Raw genomic sequence first — 20408 nt, 5'->3', positions numbered from 1 at the left:
CTTCTGCGGTCGGCCAAGCCGGCCGTGGAGGAATCTCAGCGGCCGGCGTCATCGCAATGTCTGATGAAGATGGTGGCCCGATCAGTATGCGGCGCCTGTCGGGTAAGCTCGTCTCTGTGGGACGATATCCGAGCCCTAAGGACGGCTCTAAGGACGCGGTAGGATCTCAAAGTGCATTCCTTGGCGCAGGATGAGACCGCATATCCATCAGCTGTGAGTTAGTAGCAGTTCGAGATGGTAAACCTCGAAAGCAATGCGTCGTCTTGTGTGGAAAGGAATTTGCTTGAGACAGTGCGCCGGCACGGTCCTTGCTGGGAGGCTGAGCATCAACGAAAGGCGAGCAGTTGGCTCCAAATATATCAATGGTGACGGTGTCCCAGCTATCATAGCTTGAAAGCTTGGGGCTATCGCCCTCTCGTGGACGGCGTGGGGCTGACGCGCACCACCTCATCAGGCTGATTCCGAAGCATTATTACGGCCGAAGAAAATGAAGCGCTCCAGAGAGGTGTTGTCGCAGGTGCGAGTGGTCGAAATCGGTAGCTCAGCTGCGGCAAGCTACTGTGCGCGGCTGTTTGCCGACTTCGGCGCTGAGGTATGGAAGGTCGAGCCACCGTCTGGCGATCCACTTCGCTCCAGCGCGCCGCTCACACCAGGGGGCCAGAGTGCGTGGTTCGCGTTCCTGAACTTAAACAAGTCAAGTATTGTGATCAATCCCGCGGATCCGGAGGCGGTCAAGCGACTGACATTGTTGATTGAGGATTGCGATATTCTCGTCGATGGCCGCAATATCGAGGGCGCCAGCTGCCCGCCCGTTGATGTCGCCGCAATCCGGCGACGGCGGCCAGCGTTAATCTACCTCGACGTGAGCTGGTTCGGTCAGGACGGGCCCTATGCTGAATTCAGGGCGAGCGACTTGATCGTTCGCGCCCTTGCCGGCCTCATCAAGCTGGTTGGGCCGGCCGAGGGCCCACCCTTGCACGCTCCGGATTTTCAGACCGGTATCGTGGCGGGGCTTTGGGGCTTTATCGCCGCTGCCTCGGCAGTGATTGCGCGAATGCAGACTGGAGCAGGGCGGTCGTACACGCTCAGTTCTTTCGAGGGCTGCATCTCGCTCAGCGAGTATCAGCTATTTGAAGCATTTCAGCGCGGTGAGATGATGTGCCGAATCGGCATCAATCGCTTCTGGCCAAATTTCCCAGCCGGCATCTATGAAACAAAAAAGGGGTGGCTCGGCGTCACGACAATAACACCGGCGCAGTGGCGTGCATTCTGCGACATGCTAGGCCTTGCTCAATTGCGTGACGATCCAGCTCTCGTGCTCGGTGCCGACCGTCTGAACCATATGGAAGAGATCGAACGACTCTTCGTCCCAAGACTGAGGAGGCGGACCGCGCAGCAGTGGTTTGCTGAGGGCCTAAAGCGTAAGATCCCGATTGTGCCGGTGCCAGACATGAGCGATCTTCTCCAGGATAAAGAGAAGATTGAGCGTGGCGCAATCGTACCCATTCTGCTCGGCAAGGAAAGAGCGTTGACTGCTGGCTCGATGCAGCGGCTGACCTTGACACCGCCGCGCCGCGGCGGAAAGGTTCCATATCACGGCGAGCGGCAATCGTTCACGAATAGCGCACCGAAATCCACCGACGGAGCGTCGATTTCCCCCGACTTCAGCGGCCCAGCCGAACAGCCTTTGATGGGAACTCGCGTCATCGACTTTTCCATGGGCTGGGCTGGACCATTGTGTACGCGAACCCTTGCCGATCTCGGTGCGGACGTGATCAAGATCGAGGCGATCCAATACCCGGACTGGTGGCGCGGTGTCGATCGTCGGCCGGATTATGTCAACCGCAAGATGCACGAAAAGACGCTGCGCTTTTGCATGATGAATCGCAATAAGCGCGGCATCACGCTCGATCTGACCAGGCCCGAGGGCCTTGCGCTCGCTAAGCGCCTGATAGAGGGCGCCGACATTGTTGTCGACAATTATTCGGTCGACGTGCTGTCAAGGCTTGGGCTTGGCTACGAAGTTCTGCTTACGCTCAACCCACGTCTCGTGGTGATGTCCATGTCAGCCTTCGGAAAGAACAGCGTTCTTCGCGATTGCCGAGCATACGGCTCGACGCTGGAGCAGGGCTCGGGGTTGCCTAGCGTGGTAGGAACTGTCCACGGGCCGCCAGTTATGAGCCATGTTGCGTTCGGGGATGCGATAGGCGGCTTGAACGGTTGCGCTGCACTTCTTGTTGCACTGATCCACGCCCGCCAGACTGGAGAGGGGCAGTTTGTTGATCTCGCGCAAGTCGAATGCATGATGCAGCTTGCTGCTCCATGGATCACTATCCAATCACTTTGTGGTACGTCTACAAGGTACGGCAATCGGCATCCCCAGTGTGTGCCGCACGGCTGTTTCCGCTGCGCGGGGGACGACAGCTGGATCGCGATTGCTGCCACCGATGCCGCTATGTGGCAGAGGCTTGCGAGCGTGATCGGCCGACCAGACTGGGCTGCTGACCCCTCACTAAAGTTGGCGGATCGTCGCCGTACGATGGAGGAGACAATCGAGAGCGCCATCGAGGCCTGGACATGCACGCTTGATGCAGATCAGGCGATGTTGCGGCTGCAGGCGGCAAGCATTGCAGCCGGGGTGGTTCGCCTGCCTATCGACTTGCTAAAAGATCCGCAACTAAGGTCTCGTTCATTCTTTCAGCAAGTTGAACGTGCTTTGATCGGCGTGCACCCGCAGTCGTCGATCCCAATTCGTGAGGGTACACGGCCTCATTCAATCCGCCGAGCGGCACCGACTCTGGGAGAGCATAACGCGGAAGTTTTGGCCGGGCTTTTGGGGCTCTGCGACGCCGAAATTGCTGAACTGGAAGGGAAGGGCATCATCGGAACGAAAATGCTCTCGGATGTGGAGCTGAGACAAAGACGGCGCTCTCAAGAAGCTTCGACGATATAGCGTTGCGTTTACGTGTGGCCTGCTTGAGGATTCACGAACGCATAGCGCACGCAGGCGATTTGCCAGCCAAATGGAAGACGGGGGCGTGCGATAACTGCGCAGTTGCACTTGCGTTTGATTCTTCTTCGCCAGTTGGTCCGCCGTTTCACTGGACACAAATGGGGGCGAAGTGCTGCCCGCGCGCCAAAGGACTGTCACCTTGCTTGAGGAGACGCTTTGAGGCCGCGGCAGGTCTCCTGACCGGATCATAAGGTGAGACTGCAAAGACGATAGGTTGTGATGCATCGGCTCGAGCTGCGTCGATCAGGCGCTCTCTGTAAGGGGCCGAGACAAACGAGGTCGAGCGTGCTGCAAGCCGGCTGATATTTGCGGAAAGTGCAGAGCCGCATGAAGAGTGGCACGCAAGTCAACTACTAGTGCTCGCTGTTGATGGGATTGTGTGCTTGTGGCACCTATAGTTTTGACATCGGCAGCACATTGCTGGAAATCGGCAGCACACTGCTGGAAACGGACTTCGTTCGCGAAGTCCTAGGGTGAAAGAAGAGCGCTTGTACAGCAGCAACCCTTAATCTGTACCGCCGCTGCCTTCCTTCCGCTGCTTTGTTCGCTCCTGCGGTTCTGAAAAACCATGGCGCGGCGTTGGACATGGAATGTGGATTTTCGGCCGAATTGGCCGGCCGCTCTAACATGAGAGACGCTTGAGAAGGGGAGTATGGCATGGCGCGAAATGGTGAGATGGCGCTCGGATTATACGTCTTGCAGGCGGGATATATCGAGGGCGCTTGGCGCGATCCGAGCGTGCCGGAGACTGGCGGAGTCGATATCGACCATTATGCGCGTCTTGCGGCACTGGCCGAAGGCGCGGCATTTCACTTCGTATTTCTTGCGGATAGCCCAAGTGTCGTCGAACGCGATAATGCAAATATAGCGCGTGCAGGCCGAAACGATACGTTTGAGCCAATCACGCTGTTATCGGCTTTGTCATCGAGAACAAAAGACATCGGCTTTGTTGCAACGGCAACCACGACGTATCACCAGCCCTATCATCTCGCACGTATGATCGCTTCCCTTGACCACCTCTCGCATGGGCGTGCGGCTTGGAATATCGTTACCTCCGGAAACAAGTTCGAGGGCGCAAATTTTGGCGATGAGGAAATTCCGGATCATGACGCGCGATATGAGCGGGCCAGAGAGTTCGTAGGCGTCGTGAAGGGGCTTTGGGATACATGGGAAGATGACGCATTCGTTCGTGACAAGCAAAGCGGGATCTTTGCCGACACGACCAAGCTGCACTTCCTCAATCACCGCGGAACTTATTTCTCGGTCAGAGGCCCACTGAACATCGCACGGCCCCCGCAAGGCTATCCTGTACTCGTCCAGGCTGGCTCCTCCGAGGCCGGAGTCAGATTCGCTGCAGAATTCGCCGAAGTTGTTTTTACCGCACAACCTGTACTTGAAAGCGGTAAGCAGTACTACGCAGATCTCAAGAATAAGGCTCGCGGGCTGGGGCGTAAGGACGATCAGGTGTTGGTGATGCCGGGCATCGTCCCTGTTGTTGGAAGGACCAAGCAGGAGGCTTCTGATAAACTCGAGAAACTGCAGTCCTATACTCATACGGATGTTATGATAGAGACTGCAGATCGGTGGTTAGGATTTGTCACTAACCTACGTGCGATCAATTTTGACTCTTTAGTCCCGGCCACCTTGCCGCAGACCAAGTTCATTCAGAGCCGCCAAAAGGTGCTCCTCGAGCTAGCTGCACGTCAAAGGATGACCTGGAGACAACTGATACGCTTGGTTTCCGATTCGCGCGGACATCTAATGGTGGTCGGGACGCCAGATCAGATAGCCGACGCCATGATCAATGCCTTCGATCAATATGCGGCCGATGGATTCAACCTCATTCCCGCGATCGTTCCAAGCGGGCTCAAGGACTTTGTGGAACTCGTCGTTCCTGAATTGCGTCGACGCGGCAAGTTTCGGTCGGCAAGCTCCGGACGGACTCTTAGAGAAAACCTCGGGCTCAAGCGGCCCCTCAATCGGTTTACGCGAGCGGCGTAAGTACTGCTCTGGCTTATCTGGAGACAGATCGTGCTGCGCTGGTTAAGCGGAACCGTGCGGCATCGGCTGGAGCCGCAGGTCGGGACCACCGTCGCAGATTAGAAGTGGGTACGTGAAGCTGCTCCGGCTGGTAGCTCCCTTCGTTAGCTACATGTGGAATAGTTACTTCCTGTCCCGGCACAGGCGCGCCGGCTTGCGTCCCCTAGACATCGGTTTCGGAGGCGTCGCACCCTTGGCCGGTTCCGACAAATGAATACCCAAGGTCGCGGCGATGCGGTCCAGGAGATCAATGGTCGGGTTCTCTTTCTGCTGCTCAATGCGGCCCATGTACGAGCGGTCGATCCCGGCATCAAAGGCCAATTGCTCTTGCGGAATGCCGCGATCTACACGGATCCGGCGCACATTCCAGGCCACAAGCGCACGAGCGTTCATGCGCAAAGGCAGCCATTCCGACGATTATGAAACCACTGGTTATAGCCATACTATTGTGATAAGCTGGACCGGAGCAGTGGGCTGTCTTTGCAGCGATTGATTCTATGAAGCAGTTCACCGTACACGCAGATGTGGTGAAGTTGTCTCTGTCGAAGCCGTCGACCCATCACAACTCGGGCTCACGGCAAGACAGCTCGCTAGTGGCGGGAGACCAAAAACGGCCGCAGCGATAACTGCGGCTTTTTTCCGAGCTCCGCGACCAAATAGGACAACCTGAAGCTCGAAAAGTGAAAACGATTTCTCCCCGTTCGGCTCTTTCAGGCCGCTGCCTTTCACCAACCCGCGACCGACGGCCCCCATTCCGTCCCGGCAGGGTGACAGCAAGGACATGCTAGCTGCGTACCAAACCTGTGATTGGTCACTGCTGTCTGCGAGTAGATCCAGCCTATGGAAGAGCGAAATGCGCAGAATGGAGCCACGAGGTCGTCGTGAGCCGATATGCGCTCGGAGCCCGAGGTCGGCCGAATAAATCTTGGGACCGCGACGATTCGAGCGGTACCAAAATGCCCCCGGTAGGAGTTTCAGGCAGTGCCGGCCGACCCGAAGATCGCAGAGTTGGCGCCCAGCGCGCACGAGCTCACGTCATATGACAAGGAGCACGCTGTTACCTACATGCGACTTCTCGATGCCGCGGCTGATAAGGCAGATTGGCGTGAAATCGCGCACGTTGTGCTTGGGCTTGATCCGGCTCTTGAACCGGATCGTGCGCGACGCACCTTCGAAAGTCATATGGCTCGGGCCAAGTGGCTAGCGGGCCACGGCTATCGTGATCTGCTGCGTGGCGGTTGGCCAAAGGAATGAACAAGGCCGATATCAAGGTCGGCAGAATGCCTAGCAATCGTAAAACATGATCGTTGCATCGATTCCGTGCATGGAAGGCGGGTACGCGGCACGCACGCAACCGTAAGGAGCCACAATCATGGGCTGCAGTTCGACCGTGTGAATCATGCGGGGAAATTGCAATGCCGGGTACTGACTGGAGATCTGAGGAAGCATACAGCGGCCTCAAGAAGGCAGAAGCTGCCGACCTGGCCTGGGAGTGGCTACGCCGGGATCGCGACTACCAAGAGGCGTACAGGCGGTTATCTCGCCGCGAGCGTTCAAAAGCAGCGGCGGCCCAGTTCCGACGGAAGTGGGGGCTCTCGTTTTCCAGCTGATCCGCAAAAGACATTCGACAAGCAAGCAGTCTTCTGGGCGCCCGAAGTCCTGCCGACCGTGCTGGCTGTGCGGGCAGCCAACCACGTGGTGCCCAAAAGGTACCAGCTCGATTTTGCCAATCTGCCGGGCAACCAGCTGCGTCGCGCGTCGGATGGATGGCCTGCGATCGTGCCGTACGGGGGCACAAACCATCGCCTTTGGTTGAGGAAGCTTCCGGCGAGCGCGTCAGCTGCCGTCCTCGATCTGCCGCTCGATGCGAATTTCGAGCTTCGATTGCAAGCCGCACGTCGATTTTGGTACGCGCTTGAGCACCGGCCGCTCGGACCGCCTCCTCTTGCTCTATCGGCTCTGAAGCGGCGTCGGCTAATCCTGGCGCTCCGCGCACTGGATGGGTGGCAGGAAGGAAATAGCTATCGCCAAATTGCGCAAGGCCTGTTTGGAAATCATCGTGCTGCCGAGCGGGGCTGGAAAACAGACGACTTGCGCAGCCGAACCATTCGACTTGTTAAGCTGGGGCGGCGCCTCCTGCGCCTTCGCTGCCGCGCATTTCTCCAAAAGGGCAGACGCAGGAATGACAGTTCATGAGCTCTTGGGCGACCAAACCTTTGTTCTGTGCAGCCAGTTCCTCTGTTAGCATGGCACGATCGCAGATAGGATGAGATTTTGCGTTCGATCTCTTACTTATCATTTGGCGTGCGGATTGCTGCACGAAGAGGCGCTATCTTCACACTTTGGCGATCCTGCTCTGATGGTTTCCGAGGCTGAGTGCTCTCGACTCGACTGGGCGGCAATGCGGCGATCTCCCGCTGGACCGGACTAAAGCTGGGCGTTAGGCAGCCTGCGCAAGCATCGACTTTTTGCAAAGACGAGAGACCCACCGGCAAAAGGAACGTGCGATCTCGGGATGCTCGCTGCGATCCACGGCATAGGCCCGATATTGCATGCCACTTGGAGTGCGCGACCCCGGTATGACCTGCAGAACGCCCCTACGCACCAAATCGCTGACAATGATTTCGGGTGCGACAAGAAGGCATTTTCCTGTCATGACGGCCGGCAGAGCAAGATAGTTGTGATCATAGCGCGCGCCTGGCTTTATGTCGTTTGAAGACAGGTTCATGGCCCTCAGCCAAGTCGGCAGGATGTCTGGCCGAGATGTGATGTTCAGTATCGGGGTTGAGCGGATAATTGAGAGCTCTCCGCCTGCGACCAGATTTGGCGGACCAACGCATACCAGCTCCTCATTGTAGATCTCCCAACTGTCGGCGGGCTCGATCACGGAAAGGTCGCGTGTAATCAAGATATCGAAGTCGTCCGACGATGTCGGCGGCGATAGCGAGCTGACGACATCCACAATGACACCGCCCATTTCCGAAGAGAATGCCTGCAGATTTGGGATCAGAATAGAGAAAGCAAAGGTCGATAGTGACGTGCGGACGACAAGCCGATTGCTGCCCGCGGCCGCACGTCGGCGCATTCTTTTAGCTCTGAAGCCGACCGTCTCGAGTGGTTCCGAGACTGCGTTTGCGGATAGCTTTCCAAACTCGGTCAAATCACGGCGCCGGCCGCGCTTCGATGAGGTCTGCGCCAAGATACTCCTCGCAGGACGGACAAATAGCGGCTGACCGAACTCTGCGTTGTTCCCAAGCTACTGGCGGCTTACAAAGGCGCGGATCGCGTTTAAAGGAACTTCATCGTCTTGAGCCGCCATTGTCTGCTCCGGCGCCGGGAAAAGCCATCCATCACGTTATTCGATGTCCACAGCGGGATTGCCGCGTATCTGCGGCTGGCCGCGCACAAATTACGCGTAAGGCCGGTTTGATGGGTGGTCCAGCACCGCAAAAGATCACAGCGCGTGGGGACTAGGTCTTTCTGCGGCGTGCCGGCTTCGGCTTGCGACCTTTAGGTAAGGTAGCTGGCGGCGGCGCACCTTTGGACGGCCGGACAAACAACTCGGAGACCGCGACGCCGAGCGTCTCGGCAAGGCGATCGAGAAGATCGATTGTCGGGTTCGCCTGTTGACGCTCAAGTCCGCTCATATACGAGCGATCAACACCTGCATCATAGGCCAATTGCTCTTGCGGAATACCGCGCTCCACGCGGATCCGGCGCAGATTGTAGGCCACAAGCGCACGAGCATTCATGCGCGAAGGCAGCCATTTAGATGGCAATCAAACCACTGGCTATAACCGACCTAATAGTATCATCAAACTGGAGGAGTCGATCGTATTGTTCGATGCCTGACGCCGAATGGTTGTTCCCCGACTGTACTCGGGCGTGCCGCGCAGGTGCTGGCATGGAGAGGGGCAATGACATTCGAGAATTGTGAGTTTGAGCGCAGAACTGGGTGGGGTGTTCTAAGTTTTGCGGTGGGCTTACTGGCGTGCGGCGGCACACACGCGGCGGGGTCGGGTACGTGAAGGTCGGTTCGCTGTATGGTGCCGGCTTTTACTACGTCCCGGGCACGGAAACCTGCGTCAAACTGGGCGGTTACCTGCGCACTAACCTGGTCGTTAACAGCAATAGCGATTTTGATCCGGCCTATAACGGGGTGGCGGGTGCCCCGGCTGGGCAACGCTTACACCTCGCGCTCCCGCGGAGATCTGAACATCGATACGCGCACGGAGACCGAGTACGGCACCCTCCGTACGTTCTTCGAGACGGGACTGATCTGGACGGATGGGACCTACAGTGGCGCCGGAACACGCGCGACCGTTTACTCGTCGATCGGCGGTGTTCAGGCGCCGAACAATGCCAATTCCGGCGCCATCGCCGGCGGCACGGTTGGTGTCTACTCTCTAGTTTGCCGGGTTCACCATCGGAAAAGCGATCTCTCAGTTCTCAGTATCCTAGACCAATTATCGAGCCAATAATTACGATGATTTGCCAGGTGGTACAGGCTGGGTTACCGGCGTCAATCAGTTCACTTATACGGCCGACTTCGGCCAAGGCATTACGGCGTCCTTCTCGGCTCAGGATCAAGTTGCCCATGCCACGACAACGTCTGGAACGTGAGCGCCGCAACGGCGTCGGGCCTCGCGACAGGTGCGTACGGCGGTAACGACATCGCCGGTACCGCGACCCCCGACTTCATCACGATGTTGCGCATCGATCAGGGTGGGGTTTGCTCCAGGCATCTCTTGCCGCGCATGACAATCATGCTGCTTACTATGGCGGTGATGAAACAACCGGTCATCCGAGCGACAAGTGGGGATGGGCCACTCAGCTCGCTCTGTCGATCAAGAACATTCCGACTGGACCGGGTGACACAATCAATATGTCTGGCGCCTATACCAGGGACGCCAGCCGTTGTGACTTCAATGAGAATATGTCGACCACCTACGCCATGTATGGCGGCACGGGTCTGCCGGACGTTTACCAGAGCATAGGTCTCGCGGATTTATCTGACTCTGTGTTGGTGAATGGCAGCGCACAGGAGTTGACCACCACCTACGGCTTCCGCGCTGGTTATACCCATAATTGGGATGCGTATTGGAATAGGGGCATTTATGGTGGGTGGGCAGCCGTCCGGTACAGCAGCATCGCGCAAGGCTATATCTGTGGCGCCTTCATTACAGACCTTTTGACCTGCCACCGAATTTTTCATCCAGCGGCAGTTAGAGTCTCAGTGGTTTGTACGCCAAGTGGCGCGGGTGGAGCAACGGACGATCGGCGGAGCTGGTCGGGGTTGCGCAGCCGAGCGTCCGTTGCGGTGAGAGTGGCGGCGTAGGCCGCGGGCGTGAGGTATTGCAGCGAGGAATGAGGGCGCTCGCCATTGTAGTCGGCGACCCATGCCGCGAGTTTGGTCCTGGTGTCGTTGAGATCGAAGAACAGCGTCTCATTTAGGAGCTCGTCGCGCATCCGACCGTTAAAGCTCTCGACGAAGCCGTTCTGCATCGGTTTGCCCGGTGCGATGAAGTGCCAGTCGATGCCGGTTTCCTTGCACCAGGCGAGCATGGCGTTACAGGTGAGTTCGGTGCCGTTGTCGGAGACGATCAGGCCGGGTTTGCCGCGCCGCGCGACAACCGTCGTCAGTTCCCGCGCCACACGCCGGCCCGAGATCGATGTGTCAGGAATGGCGCCCAGACATTCCTTGGTGACATCGTCGACGATGTTGAGGATGCGGAAGCGACGCCCGTTGGCGAACTGGTCGTGGACGAAGTCCAGCGACCAGCGCGCATTCGGCTTCGCTTCCACCGGGATCGGCGCCCGGCACCCCGTGGCCTTGCGGCGAGCCCGCCGCTTGCGGACCGTCAGTCCTTCTTCCCGATAGATCCGGTGAATGCGATTGAGCCCTGATGGCTCACCCTCCCGCCGCAGCAGGACGAACAGTCGACGGTAGCCGAACCGTCGGCGCTCGTGAGCAAGGTCGCGCAGCCGGGCACGAAGCTCCGTATCCGGAGGGCGGCGAGATCGGTAACGGATCATCCCCCGATCCGCGCCGACGATCGTGCAGGCCCGTCGCTCCGACAGGCCCATCACGGCCTTCAGGTGCGCCACAGCGGCGCGCTTGGCGGCGGGCCCTACCATTTTTTTGAAAGGAGCTCGCGAAGGGCGGCCGCGTCGAGCATCTGCTCGGCCAAAAGCTTCTTCAGCTTCGCGTTCTCATCCTCGAGCGACTTCAGCCGCTTGGCTTCGGAAGCTTCCATGCCGCCGAATTTGGCCTTCCAATTGTAGATCGTCGCTTCGGAGACTCCGTGTTTGCGAGCCAGGTCAGATGTCGTCGCCCCAGCCCGTGCTCCTTCAACACTGCGATAATCTGCTCTTCCGTGAACCTTGCTCGCTTCATCTGTCCGTCCTTGCTCAGGCCGGACTCTAACTCCATCTGGAGGAAATATTCAGGGGCAGGTCACTTTCGCTTTGCAGCGGTTTTGCTGGCTGTAACCCAGATTTCAACTACGGCACGCTCGGTGTCATCACGCGTTGGACCCCAAGTCAAGAACCTGGCCTTTTCGGCCGACATTGCCGACACGATGCTTGATCAAAAGTATGCGGGCAGAAGCACATTGACACTGAGCGTCGTAAAACGCAGCCTTTTTCTCAAAACTGGACTGGATCAGGTTGGTCGAGGCTCTTTCTGAGCTCCGGCCGTTGGCCGAGGCGAGGCTTAGTGCGATTGTCGCCAGAAGAGCTGCGCCGCCTATCGGAGGTCAATTGCCATTACCCGTCCGATCGGCCGTTTGCCCGAACCGCCTCAAGCCATAGCCAAAGATCGTCGACGAGACCGAGCCTATTGCACTCCGTTTCGACATGACGAGATGCAATGTCGATGAACGTGTAGGCTCCGTAGTTCGTCTTGAATCTGTCGATCTTTTCCAGGTCGAACGTGATCGACCAGCGCCCCGAGTCGTTATTGATATCGACGCCTATGTCACTTGCTGATGCTGCAGGAGGACGTTCCGATCCCATTTCCTGGATCCAGGTTTTATTTCAGGAAGCGTTTTTCGTTATCCTTGACCTGCTCCAGGTTCTGGAGGCTAGAAAATTTCGTCAACATTGACGATGTCTTTGTGCACGTTCTGAACGCCGCCATCGGCAACGATACGCCGGAAAGTATTCTGCATGGCTGTCGTGCAAGCCCTTATACCATAGTTGCCGTAGATGGTCATCTTGATGTTGCCGAGCGCTTTGATGCACGAAGCTTCAAGCTGTGGAAACGCGTTTGGCACGATGGCCAGCGATACGGATCCGCGCCATGCATGAGAGAAGCGCTCGATTTCGCAAGGCGTCGTTTCCTTAGAGTGGATGAGGATCGTGTCCGCTCCCGCTCAATATAGGCGATGCTGCGCTTTAAAGCCTCTTCCTGGCCCAACCCTGCGATCAGGGCTTCGGTGCGGGCAATCACGAGAAAATCGGGATCTAGCCTGGTTGCGACTGAAGCCTGATCTTACCCTCGAACCCGTCGATGCGAAGAAGCTTCTGACGTCCATCAGCAGCAAGGCTCGTCACGTCTGGGAATGTCTTCTCTTCGACATGACCGCACTCGCGCCGGCACGCCCATATTCGCTGACCGCATGAATGACATTGATCGCGTTGCCATAACCGGTATCGATGTCGGCGACAATCGGTAGCATCGTGCGCGCGCCAATCGACCGAAGCATGTCGAGATGCCGTGTCATGGAGATCAGGCTCATATCTGGCAGGCCATAGAGCGCGGACAACTCAAAGCCCGAGGCCCATAGGCCGTCGAATCCAGCTTCCTGCGCTAAAATCGCCGACAGTGGGCTAAGCGTAGCCATGATGTGGGCAAGGCCAGTCTCGGACATATGTGTGCGAAGGCGCTTGGCTCGGGACATTATAGTCTCGCTAGGAGAAAGCCGTACAAGCGACGATGGTTGGGCCGTGCGCTGCGACCCCAGACGTAACGATACAGAAAACGCCCGCGGACGCGGAGCCGAAAGCGGCCGCCCTCGATGGCCAGATAGCGCCGGCACCGTCCGCTGGCCAGGAAAGCCTTTGCGCTCGCAGTCAATTCCTTTGTCAGGACGACCAATGGCACGGAATCACGGTCGCAGCGTTCAATGAACTTGATTTGCACGTGCTCGTCATTGAAGCCGTAGCCGACAATGGTTCGGAATGGCTCGCTATGTGTTAATCGGTATTTGTCGATGCCGGGTGTGATCATGAGCGGCGCATAACTCGCTGGGATCGCAAGTGCGCTTCTCACGCCGACAATCTGATTGGCCGCGTCCTGGAACCAATCGAGCGATCCGTGGACCTTCCGAACCGCCGCTGTGCGGATGGCCGCCCGTCGACCGTCACGCGCGTGTTCGCAGCTCGTGCCCTGCTTTGCAGGTAGCCATAGTTGAAACCGGTGAACGCGCTGACCTCAGCCGCGTCGGCTGCATATTCTGCCAACCGGTCGTAGTTGGCCGTCACAACGTAGATAGTAGTATGTGTACTATCGAACAGGTGCCGATAGAGCCTGGAGAGCGGCAGAGCGTGCCGATTGGCCGGTACCAATGCGAGCACGTCAGATCGGAGGGCAGTAGAAAGTCTCGGGCGAGGCCCGCAACGAACAACGTTTGACGATCGGTCGCGCGGACCGCCTGTAGTGCGCTCTCAAGGTCGCGGCCAGTAGGCGGCCGAAACGAGCTTGTAGCAACAGCATGCCTTTTCTTCGAGCGCTTTGGGTTCATCGATCTGCAAGACGCCGCGCATCTTGCGAATCAGCCCTAGCTCCTCAAAACGGATCAACGTTTCCGTGACCCCTGCGCGGCGCAGTCCAAGCACCGAAGAAAGGTAATCGTGGGTGACCGGCAGCACACGAGCGTCAACAGCTTCGCTGGCGAGGCAAAGCCAGCTGGCGAGGCGTTGCTCACGATGGTGCCGGACCCCGCATAAGCCTGCTTGAAGGCACTGAAATGTCAGTGCTTGGACATAGTCAAACAAATGGTCTTTGATCTCCGGATGCGCCTTCATGATACGGCGCAAATCCTCGACGCGAAGTTTGTGCGCGGTTCCAGGGAAGACGACCACGGATTGATGGGTTGAAAGATGTCCTCCCCACAAAAATGAAGTGCCGACCACGCCCCGATAACCTATGACTGCGGTTTCGAGCATACTGCCCGCAGCAACAACTCTGAGCGAGACGAGGCCGCTCTCTATAAAGTAGACGTGCTCGACCGGCCTTCTTGGCTCTTGCAGAACCATGCGTTCTTTCAAGACGACCGGCTCGAGACACTCGCCGATTGCTGCAAGCTGTTGCATACAAAGACGAGCCAGGATGACGTTCTTCACAAAGGGCCGCTTCGCAGAACGTACTGGAAGGGAAAGCTGAGGTTCGAATCGTGTGCCCGGCAGCTGCTTCAGAGTTCTATCTTCAGAGCACTCAAGCACTTCCAGGATGGCGGGCGCGCGGTCGGTCATGGTCCCTCTCCTGGCAGTAGGCATTTGCTTGCCTGCGCCTGACCGTAACGAGAACGTGATTGCGACTATAGCAACATCTCCATCTTGAATTGATGCGACGAGCAACCCATTGGCGCCCAATTCCCGCGTTGAGGGGCCCGTCCTCGACGAATTTCGACGAATGCGTTTTGCGCCCGCTCCGGACTTAACTGGGCCAAATTCCTGCTTTGAGCACCTTTTCGCTGGCAATAGATTGGGTCCACAACATTGCCGCATGATCGGGCGGCCACCAGAGCCGTTTCTCAAGAAGCCTGATTGAGGTCCTAAGAAAGCCAAGGAGAGCGAAACGGTGGATCAAACGCTCTATAGCGCGCTAGTTCGCGCATCCGCATGGGTGCAATCAATCGTCTGGGGGAAGCTCAACCGGAACAGCAAATCCGACTTTGATGCGATCCAATATGACCATGCTCTTGAAACCCTTGATATCGCGATTTTCGTAGAAGAAACGGCGCGTGAACTCCTCGTACTCCTCCATGGATCGGGCGGTTATGTACAAGACGAAGTCGGCATCGCCCGTGACATAAAAACCATTAACGACGTCGATTGATGATTTGATAGCCTTTTTGAATCTGTCGATGATATCGGCGCTTTCCCGCTCCAAAGTCACCAGTGCAAGAACTTGAATCGGTCGCCCAACGGCTCTCGGCGATACAACCGATACATCGGCTTGGATGATGCCTTCCGAGCGGAGTCTCTTTAATCGTCGTTGGCAGGCCGTAGGCGAAAGCCCGGCCATCTCGCCGATCACATCTGAAGTCAGACGGTTATTCTTTTGCACGATCTCAAGGATGCGTGCATCTATCCGGTCGTATTGCATGACCATCTCCAGCCTGAGATGAATTTCACCGCGAGATGATCACTCAGCGCAGGAAATCCTCCGGATGGAAAATACGAGGAAATCTTCCGAGACAAAGCCCCAACTTGGATGGGCGTTGTCGCATACCACTATGCAACTAGGATTGAGGGCCTTGCCGCTGGCATTCTGCAGCAGGGAACGGAAGGAGCCGCAAAGCTGGCTCCTCGGATAAGATCCGGCCGTTCGCTTTCGACAGGGATGCGAACCAAAGCGAAGCCGAAACGCAATCAGGCCATGCCGACGACAATTTCGTCCGGAGCGCCATCTCGATTGATTTCAGGCAGCTACCGTCCCGACTGTAAGGGAGGTCGCGCGGACGGTCGCGATGTATGCCGTGATGTGTAGCCGCATCGATCAGCGCACCCTCTGGCCGACTAGGTTCTGGAGAAGATCAAGCAGGGCGAACGAATCTATGCCGATGAGATCACCTTGCCGACGTTGGCTCCCGGTTCCGGCCGAAGGCGAGGTTGCGGCCAAGTTCCTGAACGCGCTTTTGGCGCAGGCGAAGGTCAAGCGTCTGCTATCGAGCGATCACTTCTCGGTGGATGGTACGCTGATTGAAGCCTGGGCTTCGATCAAGAGCTTTCGGAAGAAGGACGGCAGCGACAAAGATGAGGATGGTCCGGGACGCAACGCCGAGCGCAAATTCCACAAGGAGAAACGATCCAACGAGACCCATGCGAGCGCGACCGATCCCGACGCGCGGCTCTACAAGAAGGGTGACGGCCAGCCGGCCAAGCTGAGCTATATGGGCCATGCTCTAATGGAGAACCGCAATGGTTTGGCGGTTCTGGGTGGGGTGAGCCAAGCGACGGGCACCGCCGAACGGGAGATTGCGCTTGCCATGATCGACAGGCGCGGGGGCGCAAAGCGGATCACTCTGGGGGCAGATAAGGCCTATGATGTCACGCAGTTCGTGCGCGACCTGAGAGATAGATCGGTTACCCCGCATATCGCGATCGACGGACACCTGAGTAAGACCGGCAAGCGACGCAAGACGGCAATCGACGCGCGTACCACGCGTCACAGCGGCTACGACGTCAGCCAACGCTGCCGCAAACGCATCGAAGAAGTCTTCGGCTGGATTAAGAGTTCCGCTGGCTTGGCCAAGGCCAAGCTGAGAGGCCGCGACCGCATGGATGCCGTCTTCGTCCTGGCACTTGCAGCCTGCAATCTGATCCGGCTTCCCAAGCTTCTGGCGGCACCGGCATGAGCATTCGGGGCAGATGGCAGGTCGTCGAGACGCCGGGCTACATGGCCTTGGCGGACGGCCACATCCTGTTCGATGAGGCCGGCGGCGAATTTGCCTTCGACTGCCTCACTGGCTCCATTCATGGAGCCTGCCACGGCGATACCGTCGAGTTCGGCTGGCAAGGAAACGACGAAATGGAGCCAGCCGAGGGTGATGGTTGGGCCGAACTGCAGGATGACAGCTCACTCGAAGGGGAGATCTGCCTCCTCAACGGCGACAACATCCCATTCATCACGCGCCGTTCAAAGACTTCTTCAACAGCTTGCTAGTCTACTGAGTCACAAAACCGCCGGCCAGAATCAATGATGGTTGCAGCATGGACCATTAGCCGAGGCCGACATGAGCGGGCGTGGCACGAAGACGAGCGAGAAGCGATTTGCGGCATATTTGGAAGGGCTTGCCAGTGTCATCGGTCATGCTGATCGGAAGGCGCCGCTGCGCGACTATTGCGTCGGCCTGATGGCCTGTGGCGGTCGCAAGAGCGTGGAGCCGATGGCGGCGGTGACGGCTCCGGAGCGGACGGCGGCCCAGCATCAATCGCTGCTGCATTTCGTCGGCAGCGGCGCCTGGTCGGATGAGAAGGTGCTGGGCAAGGTACGCGAGATGGTCCTGCCGGCGATTGAACGCCAGGGCCCCATCGAAGCCTGGATCATCGATGACACCGGATTTCCCAAGCAGGGGCGACATTCGGTTGGAGTTGCACGGCAATATTGCGGACAGCTCGGCAAACAGGATAATTGCCAGGTGGCGGTGTCGCTGTCGATTGCCAACCACCACGCCAGCCTGACTGTCGCTTACCGCCTTTATCTTCCGAAGGATTGGACTGAGGACCGCGATCGGCGGCGCAAGGTGGGCATTCCTGCCGAAGTCGGCTTCCAGACCAAGCCGGAGATCGCGCTGGAGCAGTTGCGGTGGGCCTGTGCGAGCGGACTTCCGCGCGGTGTCGTGCTGATGGACGCTGGCTATGGCAACAACAACGACCTGCGCACCGAGATCACGGCGCTGGGATTGACCTATGTGGCGGGTCTTCTGTCGAGCACGACGGTATGGGCGCCCGGCACCGGTCCCTTGCCGCCGAAGCCATGGTCGGGGCGCGGCCGTCCACCAAAACTGATGCGCCGCAACCGTCAGCATCAGCCAGCCGCCGTCAAAGCGCTCGCGATCGGCCTGCCGGCCCAAGCTTGGCGCACCATAACGTGGCGGCAAGGAACGAACGAAAAGCTGACCTCGCGCTTTGCCCGCGTGCGGGTTCGTGCCGCACATCGTGATTATTGGCAAACCACCCGGCGAGCGCAGGAATGGTTGCTGATCGAATGGCCGAAAGGCGAGGACCAGCCTACCAAATACTGGCTCTCGACATTGCCGGAGGATGTGGCATTCCGGACGCTCGTTGAGACGGCTAAATTGCGCTGGCGCATCGAACGCGACTATCAGGACCTCAAACAGGAGGTCGGGCTCGGCCACTTCGAGGGACGCGGCTGGCGCGGCTTTCATCATCACGCAACGATGTGCATTGCGGCCTACGGATTCCTGATCTCCGAGCGGGAGACGATTCCCCCCTCAGGCGCTCGGCGCGCCCGGCCGATCCCGCTCGATCGCGTTCCCGCACATTACAGACCCCGCGGATCTGCCGCTGCGGACCCAACGTCACATTCCAAATTCGATCGCGACGATGCGACGGCGGCTCGAACATGCGCTCGTCCGAATGCTGTCGAGATGTCCTTGTTGTGCGATCAAGTTCGACCAATACACAGATCATCGTTTGTGGCACAGTAAGACTAGAGCTAGGCCGGCATTCAAGGGTTACCGAAGAGATGAGAAGAAATGGAATGGAAGCAAGACGCGTGTCGGGAGGCGCTTACCTGGCGGCGTTCTTTGCTGGCCGTTTCAGAAACTCGGCAGGCTCAACATCGAGCTTGTCGGCAAGGCGACCTATGATTTTGATGCTGACGTAGTACGTGCCCTTTTCGAGCTTGCTCAAATAGCTCCTGCTGATCTCGGCCTCGAAGGCAAGTTCGTCCTGGGACCATCTCCTCTTATTGCGCAGACGGCGCAAATTAGTGGCAAATGTCTCCCGCAAATCCATGCGGGACAGAAAGCCGTTTGCCCGACATACTGCACCTCGATATACTTCACAAAACGTCGTCTCATGCACATTTTGAACCGGAACTGCGTCGGTCTGCTGCACATGCGCCAAGTCATCCTGCGGAAATGACCTCCCGGACCAGCATTCAACTGCTACGGTAGCCAGAAGAAATGGATTGAGAGCATGACCGAATATTGGGATGGGTCTAGCTAACGCCTTTTGGCAGGGCGTTTAAGGAACTCAGCAGGCTCAACGTCGAGCTTGTCGGCAAGGCGACCTATGATTTTGATGCTGACGAAGTGCTCGGCCGTTTCAAGCTCGCTCAAATAGCCCCGGCTTATCTTTGCCTCGAAGGCAAGCTCGTCCTGCGACCATCCCCTCGCATTGCGCAGACGGCGCAAATTCGTGGCGAATGTTTCCCGCAAGTCCATGCGGGAAAGGATGCCGCTTGCTCGATATACTGCACCTCGATATACTTGACAAAATGACGCCTCACGCTCGTTGTGAACCGGAACTGCGTCGCTCTGTTGCGCGCGCGTAAGATCGTCCGGACCCCACCACTGAACCGTCGCTGATCCTCGTCCGGATAGTTCAGTGCTGTTGCGCCGTGGAGCGTCTGGTGACCTGCCGGCGACTTCTCGATTCGGAAGCCGTCGACACCGACTGGAAAGAGGTTGATCGGACCGTGCTGCATATCGATCCAGATCTCGGCCAGTGCGCGCTCGCGAGCCGTTCGTCAGCCATTTGGCGGCCGCAAAATGCATGGCTAACCGGGATTACCGCGGCTTTCTTCAGGGCGGCGCGACCAAACAGCAAACTTTCTCACGTGGAGTTCGAAATCGAGAACAATGTTCTCGCCAGCCGACCAAACCGAGCAGCCATCATCGGCCAGCGAGAGGAGGCAACAGGTGCGTCAGCCAAACCACACGCGTCGATTTCTACTTAGGCAACGAGCGAGCAAGGGCTTGCAGGACGCAAATCTGCTCATCGCGCTCCAAGCGATATGGACACGGTCAAATCAACACCGGCGAAGGTCAGAGCGAGCGAAATCGAGACAAGCGACGGAGCGAGCCCCAGATATCCGATGGCCGCCTCCAATCGATGTTTCTGCGGGGAACATTTTGTAGACTAGGGCAATCAATACGGTACCAAGATGCCGAGAAGCGGGATACCGTCGCTCAGATTTCTATAGAGTTTTTCAGTTTGCTAGGAGTTCCAGGCAGTGTCGGCCGATCCTAAGATCGCAGATGTGGCGCCCAGCGCGCCTGAGCTTACGCCATACGATGAGCAGCACGTCGTTACCTACATGCGCCTTCTCGATGCACAGGCGGATAATGCAGATTGGCGCGAAGTCGCGCGCATTGTGCTCGGTGCTGATCCGGTCCTTGAGCCTGATCGCGCGCGCCGTGCTTTCGACACTCATCTGGCTCGCGCCAAATGGATGGCGCGTCACGGCTATCGTCATCTCCTGCGACGCGGTTGGCCGAAGAGTGAATAATGGATGCACTTGAAGCGGACGGGATCTCTATCCAGCCCCAATCGCAAACCAGCCCCAATCGCAAAAGTTGATTGTTTCATCGATTGAGCGCATCAACATTGAACAAATGCATGAGCGCAACCAGAAATCGTCACAATCGTGAGGCTG

At 57.8% G+C, this 20408-nt stretch carries 20 protein-coding genes and 5 pseudogenes; 14 read left to right on the top strand and 11 right to left on the bottom strand.

What is annotated here, in order from left to right; all coding sequences use genetic code 11:
• Positions 1-487 precede the first annotated feature (487 nt).
• On the top strand, positions 488-2953 hold the full coding sequence (locus ACVIYL_RS44050; RefSeq protein WP_456781647.1) for a CaiB/BaiF CoA transferase family protein: 2466 nt from the start codon (positions 488-490) through the stop codon (positions 2951-2953).
• A 717-nt stretch (positions 2954-3670) separates the two neighbouring features.
• Entirely contained in the window at positions 3671-5014 is a 1344-nt protein-coding gene (locus ACVIYL_RS44045; protein WP_456781646.1) for an LLM class flavin-dependent oxidoreductase, read from the top strand.
• A 162-nt stretch (positions 5015-5176) separates the two neighbouring features.
• On the opposite strand, the gene ACVIYL_RS44040 is transcribed toward ACVIYL_RS44045, so the two are convergent.
• The gene (locus tag ACVIYL_RS44040; protein WP_456781645.1) at positions 5177-5446 is read right to left on the bottom strand and encodes a helix-turn-helix domain-containing protein; all 270 of its coding nucleotides are present in this window, start codon (positions 5444-5446) and stop codon (positions 5177-5179) included.
• A 588-nt stretch (positions 5447-6034) separates the two neighbouring features.
• On the opposite strand from ACVIYL_RS44040, the gene ACVIYL_RS44035 reads away from it, so the two are divergent.
• The 3 genes from ACVIYL_RS44035 (at position 6035) to ACVIYL_RS44025 (ending at position 7249) form a co-directional block, all read left to right on the top strand.
• The gene (locus ACVIYL_RS44035) at positions 6035-6307 is read left to right on the top strand and encodes a DNA -binding domain-containing protein (protein ID WP_456781644.1); all 273 of its coding nucleotides are present in this window, start codon (positions 6035-6037) and stop codon (positions 6305-6307) included.
• 161 nt (positions 6308-6468) lie between these two features.
• A complete protein-coding gene (locus ACVIYL_RS44030) occupies positions 6469-6663 on the top strand; it encodes a transcriptional regulator domain-containing protein (RefSeq protein ID WP_456781643.1) in 195 nt (64 codons plus the stop codon).
• Positions 6664-6721: 58 nt separating this feature from the next.
• The gene (locus ACVIYL_RS44025; RefSeq protein ID WP_456781642.1) at positions 6722-7249 is read left to right on the top strand and encodes a DUF2285 domain-containing protein; all 528 of its coding nucleotides are present in this window, start codon (positions 6722-6724) and stop codon (positions 7247-7249) included.
• Positions 7250-7493: 244 nt separating this feature from the next.
• Here ACVIYL_RS44025 and ACVIYL_RS44020 read toward each other — a convergent pair.
• Positions 7494-8372: pseudogene (locus tag ACVIYL_RS44020) on the bottom strand (LysR substrate-binding domain-containing protein).
• A gap of 151 nt (positions 8373-8523) precedes the next feature.
• A complete protein-coding gene (locus tag ACVIYL_RS44015; protein ID WP_456781641.1) occupies positions 8524-8805 on the bottom strand; it encodes a helix-turn-helix domain-containing protein in 282 nt (93 codons plus the stop codon).
• A 203-nt stretch (positions 8806-9008) separates the two neighbouring features.
• Here ACVIYL_RS44015 and ACVIYL_RS44010 point away from each other — a divergent pair.
• The 4 genes and pseudogenes from ACVIYL_RS44010 to ACVIYL_RS43995 all read left to right on the top strand — a co-directional run.
• Positions 9009-9176 (top strand): annotated as a pseudogene (locus ACVIYL_RS44010) (porin); the annotation flags it as partial.
• A complete protein-coding gene (locus tag ACVIYL_RS44005; protein WP_456781640.1) occupies positions 9097-9534 on the top strand; it encodes a porin in 438 nt (145 codons plus the stop codon). The pseudogene ACVIYL_RS44010 and the gene ACVIYL_RS44005, both read left to right, overlap by 80 nt.
• Before the next feature lie 10 nt (positions 9535-9544).
• Complete coding sequence (locus ACVIYL_RS44000) at positions 9545-9676, top strand: porin (RefSeq protein ID WP_456781639.1); 132 nt, start codon at positions 9545-9547, stop codon at positions 9674-9676.
• Between the two features lie 76 nt (positions 9677-9752).
• A pseudogene (locus ACVIYL_RS43995) lies at positions 9753-10220 on the top strand (porin); the annotation flags it as partial.
• Positions 10221-10264: 44 nt separating this feature from the next.
• Here the strand turns inward: ACVIYL_RS43995 and ACVIYL_RS43990 are convergent.
• From ACVIYL_RS43990 to ACVIYL_RS43965, 6 genes and pseudogenes are all read right to left on the bottom strand, one after another.
• A pseudogene (locus ACVIYL_RS43990) lies at positions 10265-11450 on the bottom strand (IS3 family transposase).
• A 688-nt stretch (positions 11451-12138) separates the two neighbouring features.
• Positions 12139-12330 carry a hypothetical protein gene (locus tag ACVIYL_RS43985; RefSeq protein WP_456781638.1) on the bottom strand — a complete coding sequence of 64 codons (192 nt, stop codon included), beginning with the start codon at positions 12328-12330 and terminating at the stop codon, positions 12139-12141.
• 276 nt (positions 12331-12606) lie between these two features.
• Positions 12607-12957, bottom strand: a complete 351-nt coding sequence (locus ACVIYL_RS43980; RefSeq protein ID WP_456781637.1) for an isocitrate lyase/phosphoenolpyruvate mutase family protein — start codon at positions 12955-12957, stop codon at positions 12607-12609.
• Positions 12957-13286 (bottom strand): hypothetical protein, encoded by a 330-nt coding sequence (locus ACVIYL_RS43975; RefSeq protein WP_456781636.1) that lies wholly within the window; start codon positions 13284-13286, stop codon positions 12957-12959. The genes ACVIYL_RS43980 and ACVIYL_RS43975 overlap by 1 nt, the downstream gene beginning before the upstream one ends.
• Before the next feature lie 437 nt (positions 13287-13723).
• Positions 13724-14530: a Crp/Fnr family transcriptional regulator gene (locus ACVIYL_RS43970; RefSeq protein WP_456781635.1), complete on the bottom strand. Its 807-nt coding sequence runs from the start codon at positions 14528-14530 to the stop codon at positions 13724-13726.
• A gap of 379 nt (positions 14531-14909) precedes the next feature.
• Positions 14910-15386 (bottom strand): Lrp/AsnC family transcriptional regulator, encoded by a 477-nt coding sequence (locus ACVIYL_RS43965; RefSeq protein ID WP_456781634.1) that lies wholly within the window; start codon positions 15384-15386, stop codon positions 14910-14912.
• Positions 15387-15882: 496 nt separating this feature from the next.
• Here ACVIYL_RS43965 and ACVIYL_RS43960 point away from each other — a divergent pair.
• The 3 genes and pseudogenes from ACVIYL_RS43960 to ACVIYL_RS43950 all read left to right on the top strand — a co-directional run.
• Positions 15883-16638: pseudogene (locus tag ACVIYL_RS43960) on the top strand (IS5 family transposase); the annotation flags it as partial.
• Positions 16635-16946, top strand: coding sequence for a hypothetical protein (locus ACVIYL_RS43955; RefSeq protein ID WP_456781633.1), 312 nt, complete (start codon positions 16635-16637; stop codon positions 16944-16946). The pseudogene ACVIYL_RS43960 and the gene ACVIYL_RS43955, both read left to right, overlap by 4 nt.
• 70 nt (positions 16947-17016) lie before the next feature.
• On the top strand, positions 17017-18453 hold the full coding sequence (locus ACVIYL_RS43950) for an IS701 family transposase (protein WP_456781632.1): 1437 nt from the start codon (positions 17017-17019) through the stop codon (positions 18451-18453).
• Positions 18454-18535: 82 nt separating this feature from the next.
• On the opposite strand, the gene ACVIYL_RS43945 is transcribed toward ACVIYL_RS43950, so the two are convergent.
• Together ACVIYL_RS43945 and ACVIYL_RS43940 are read right to left on the bottom strand one after the other, a co-directional pair.
• The gene (locus ACVIYL_RS43945; protein ID WP_456781631.1) at positions 18536-18865 is read right to left on the bottom strand and encodes a helix-turn-helix domain-containing protein; all 330 of its coding nucleotides are present in this window, start codon (positions 18863-18865) and stop codon (positions 18536-18538) included.
• Between the two features lie 107 nt (positions 18866-18972).
• Entirely contained in the window at positions 18973-19194 is a 222-nt protein-coding gene (locus ACVIYL_RS43940) for a helix-turn-helix domain-containing protein (RefSeq protein WP_050424542.1), read from the bottom strand.
• A gap of 188 nt (positions 19195-19382) precedes the next feature.
• On the opposite strand from ACVIYL_RS43940, the gene ACVIYL_RS43935 reads away from it, so the two are divergent.
• Complete coding sequence (locus tag ACVIYL_RS43935) at positions 19383-19709, top strand: hypothetical protein (RefSeq protein ID WP_456781630.1); 327 nt, start codon at positions 19383-19385, stop codon at positions 19707-19709.
• 276 nt (positions 19710-19985) lie between these two features.
• Positions 19986-20261: a DNA -binding domain-containing protein gene (locus tag ACVIYL_RS43930; RefSeq protein WP_456781629.1), complete on the top strand. Its 276-nt coding sequence runs from the start codon at positions 19986-19988 to the stop codon at positions 20259-20261.
• Positions 20262-20408: the final 147 nt, after the last annotated feature.

It is taken from the genome of Bradyrhizobium sp. USDA 3315 (genome assembly GCF_054056795.1).
Note: the sequence above shows the minus strand (reverse complement) of the source record. Positions and strands in the feature narration are given on the sequence as shown.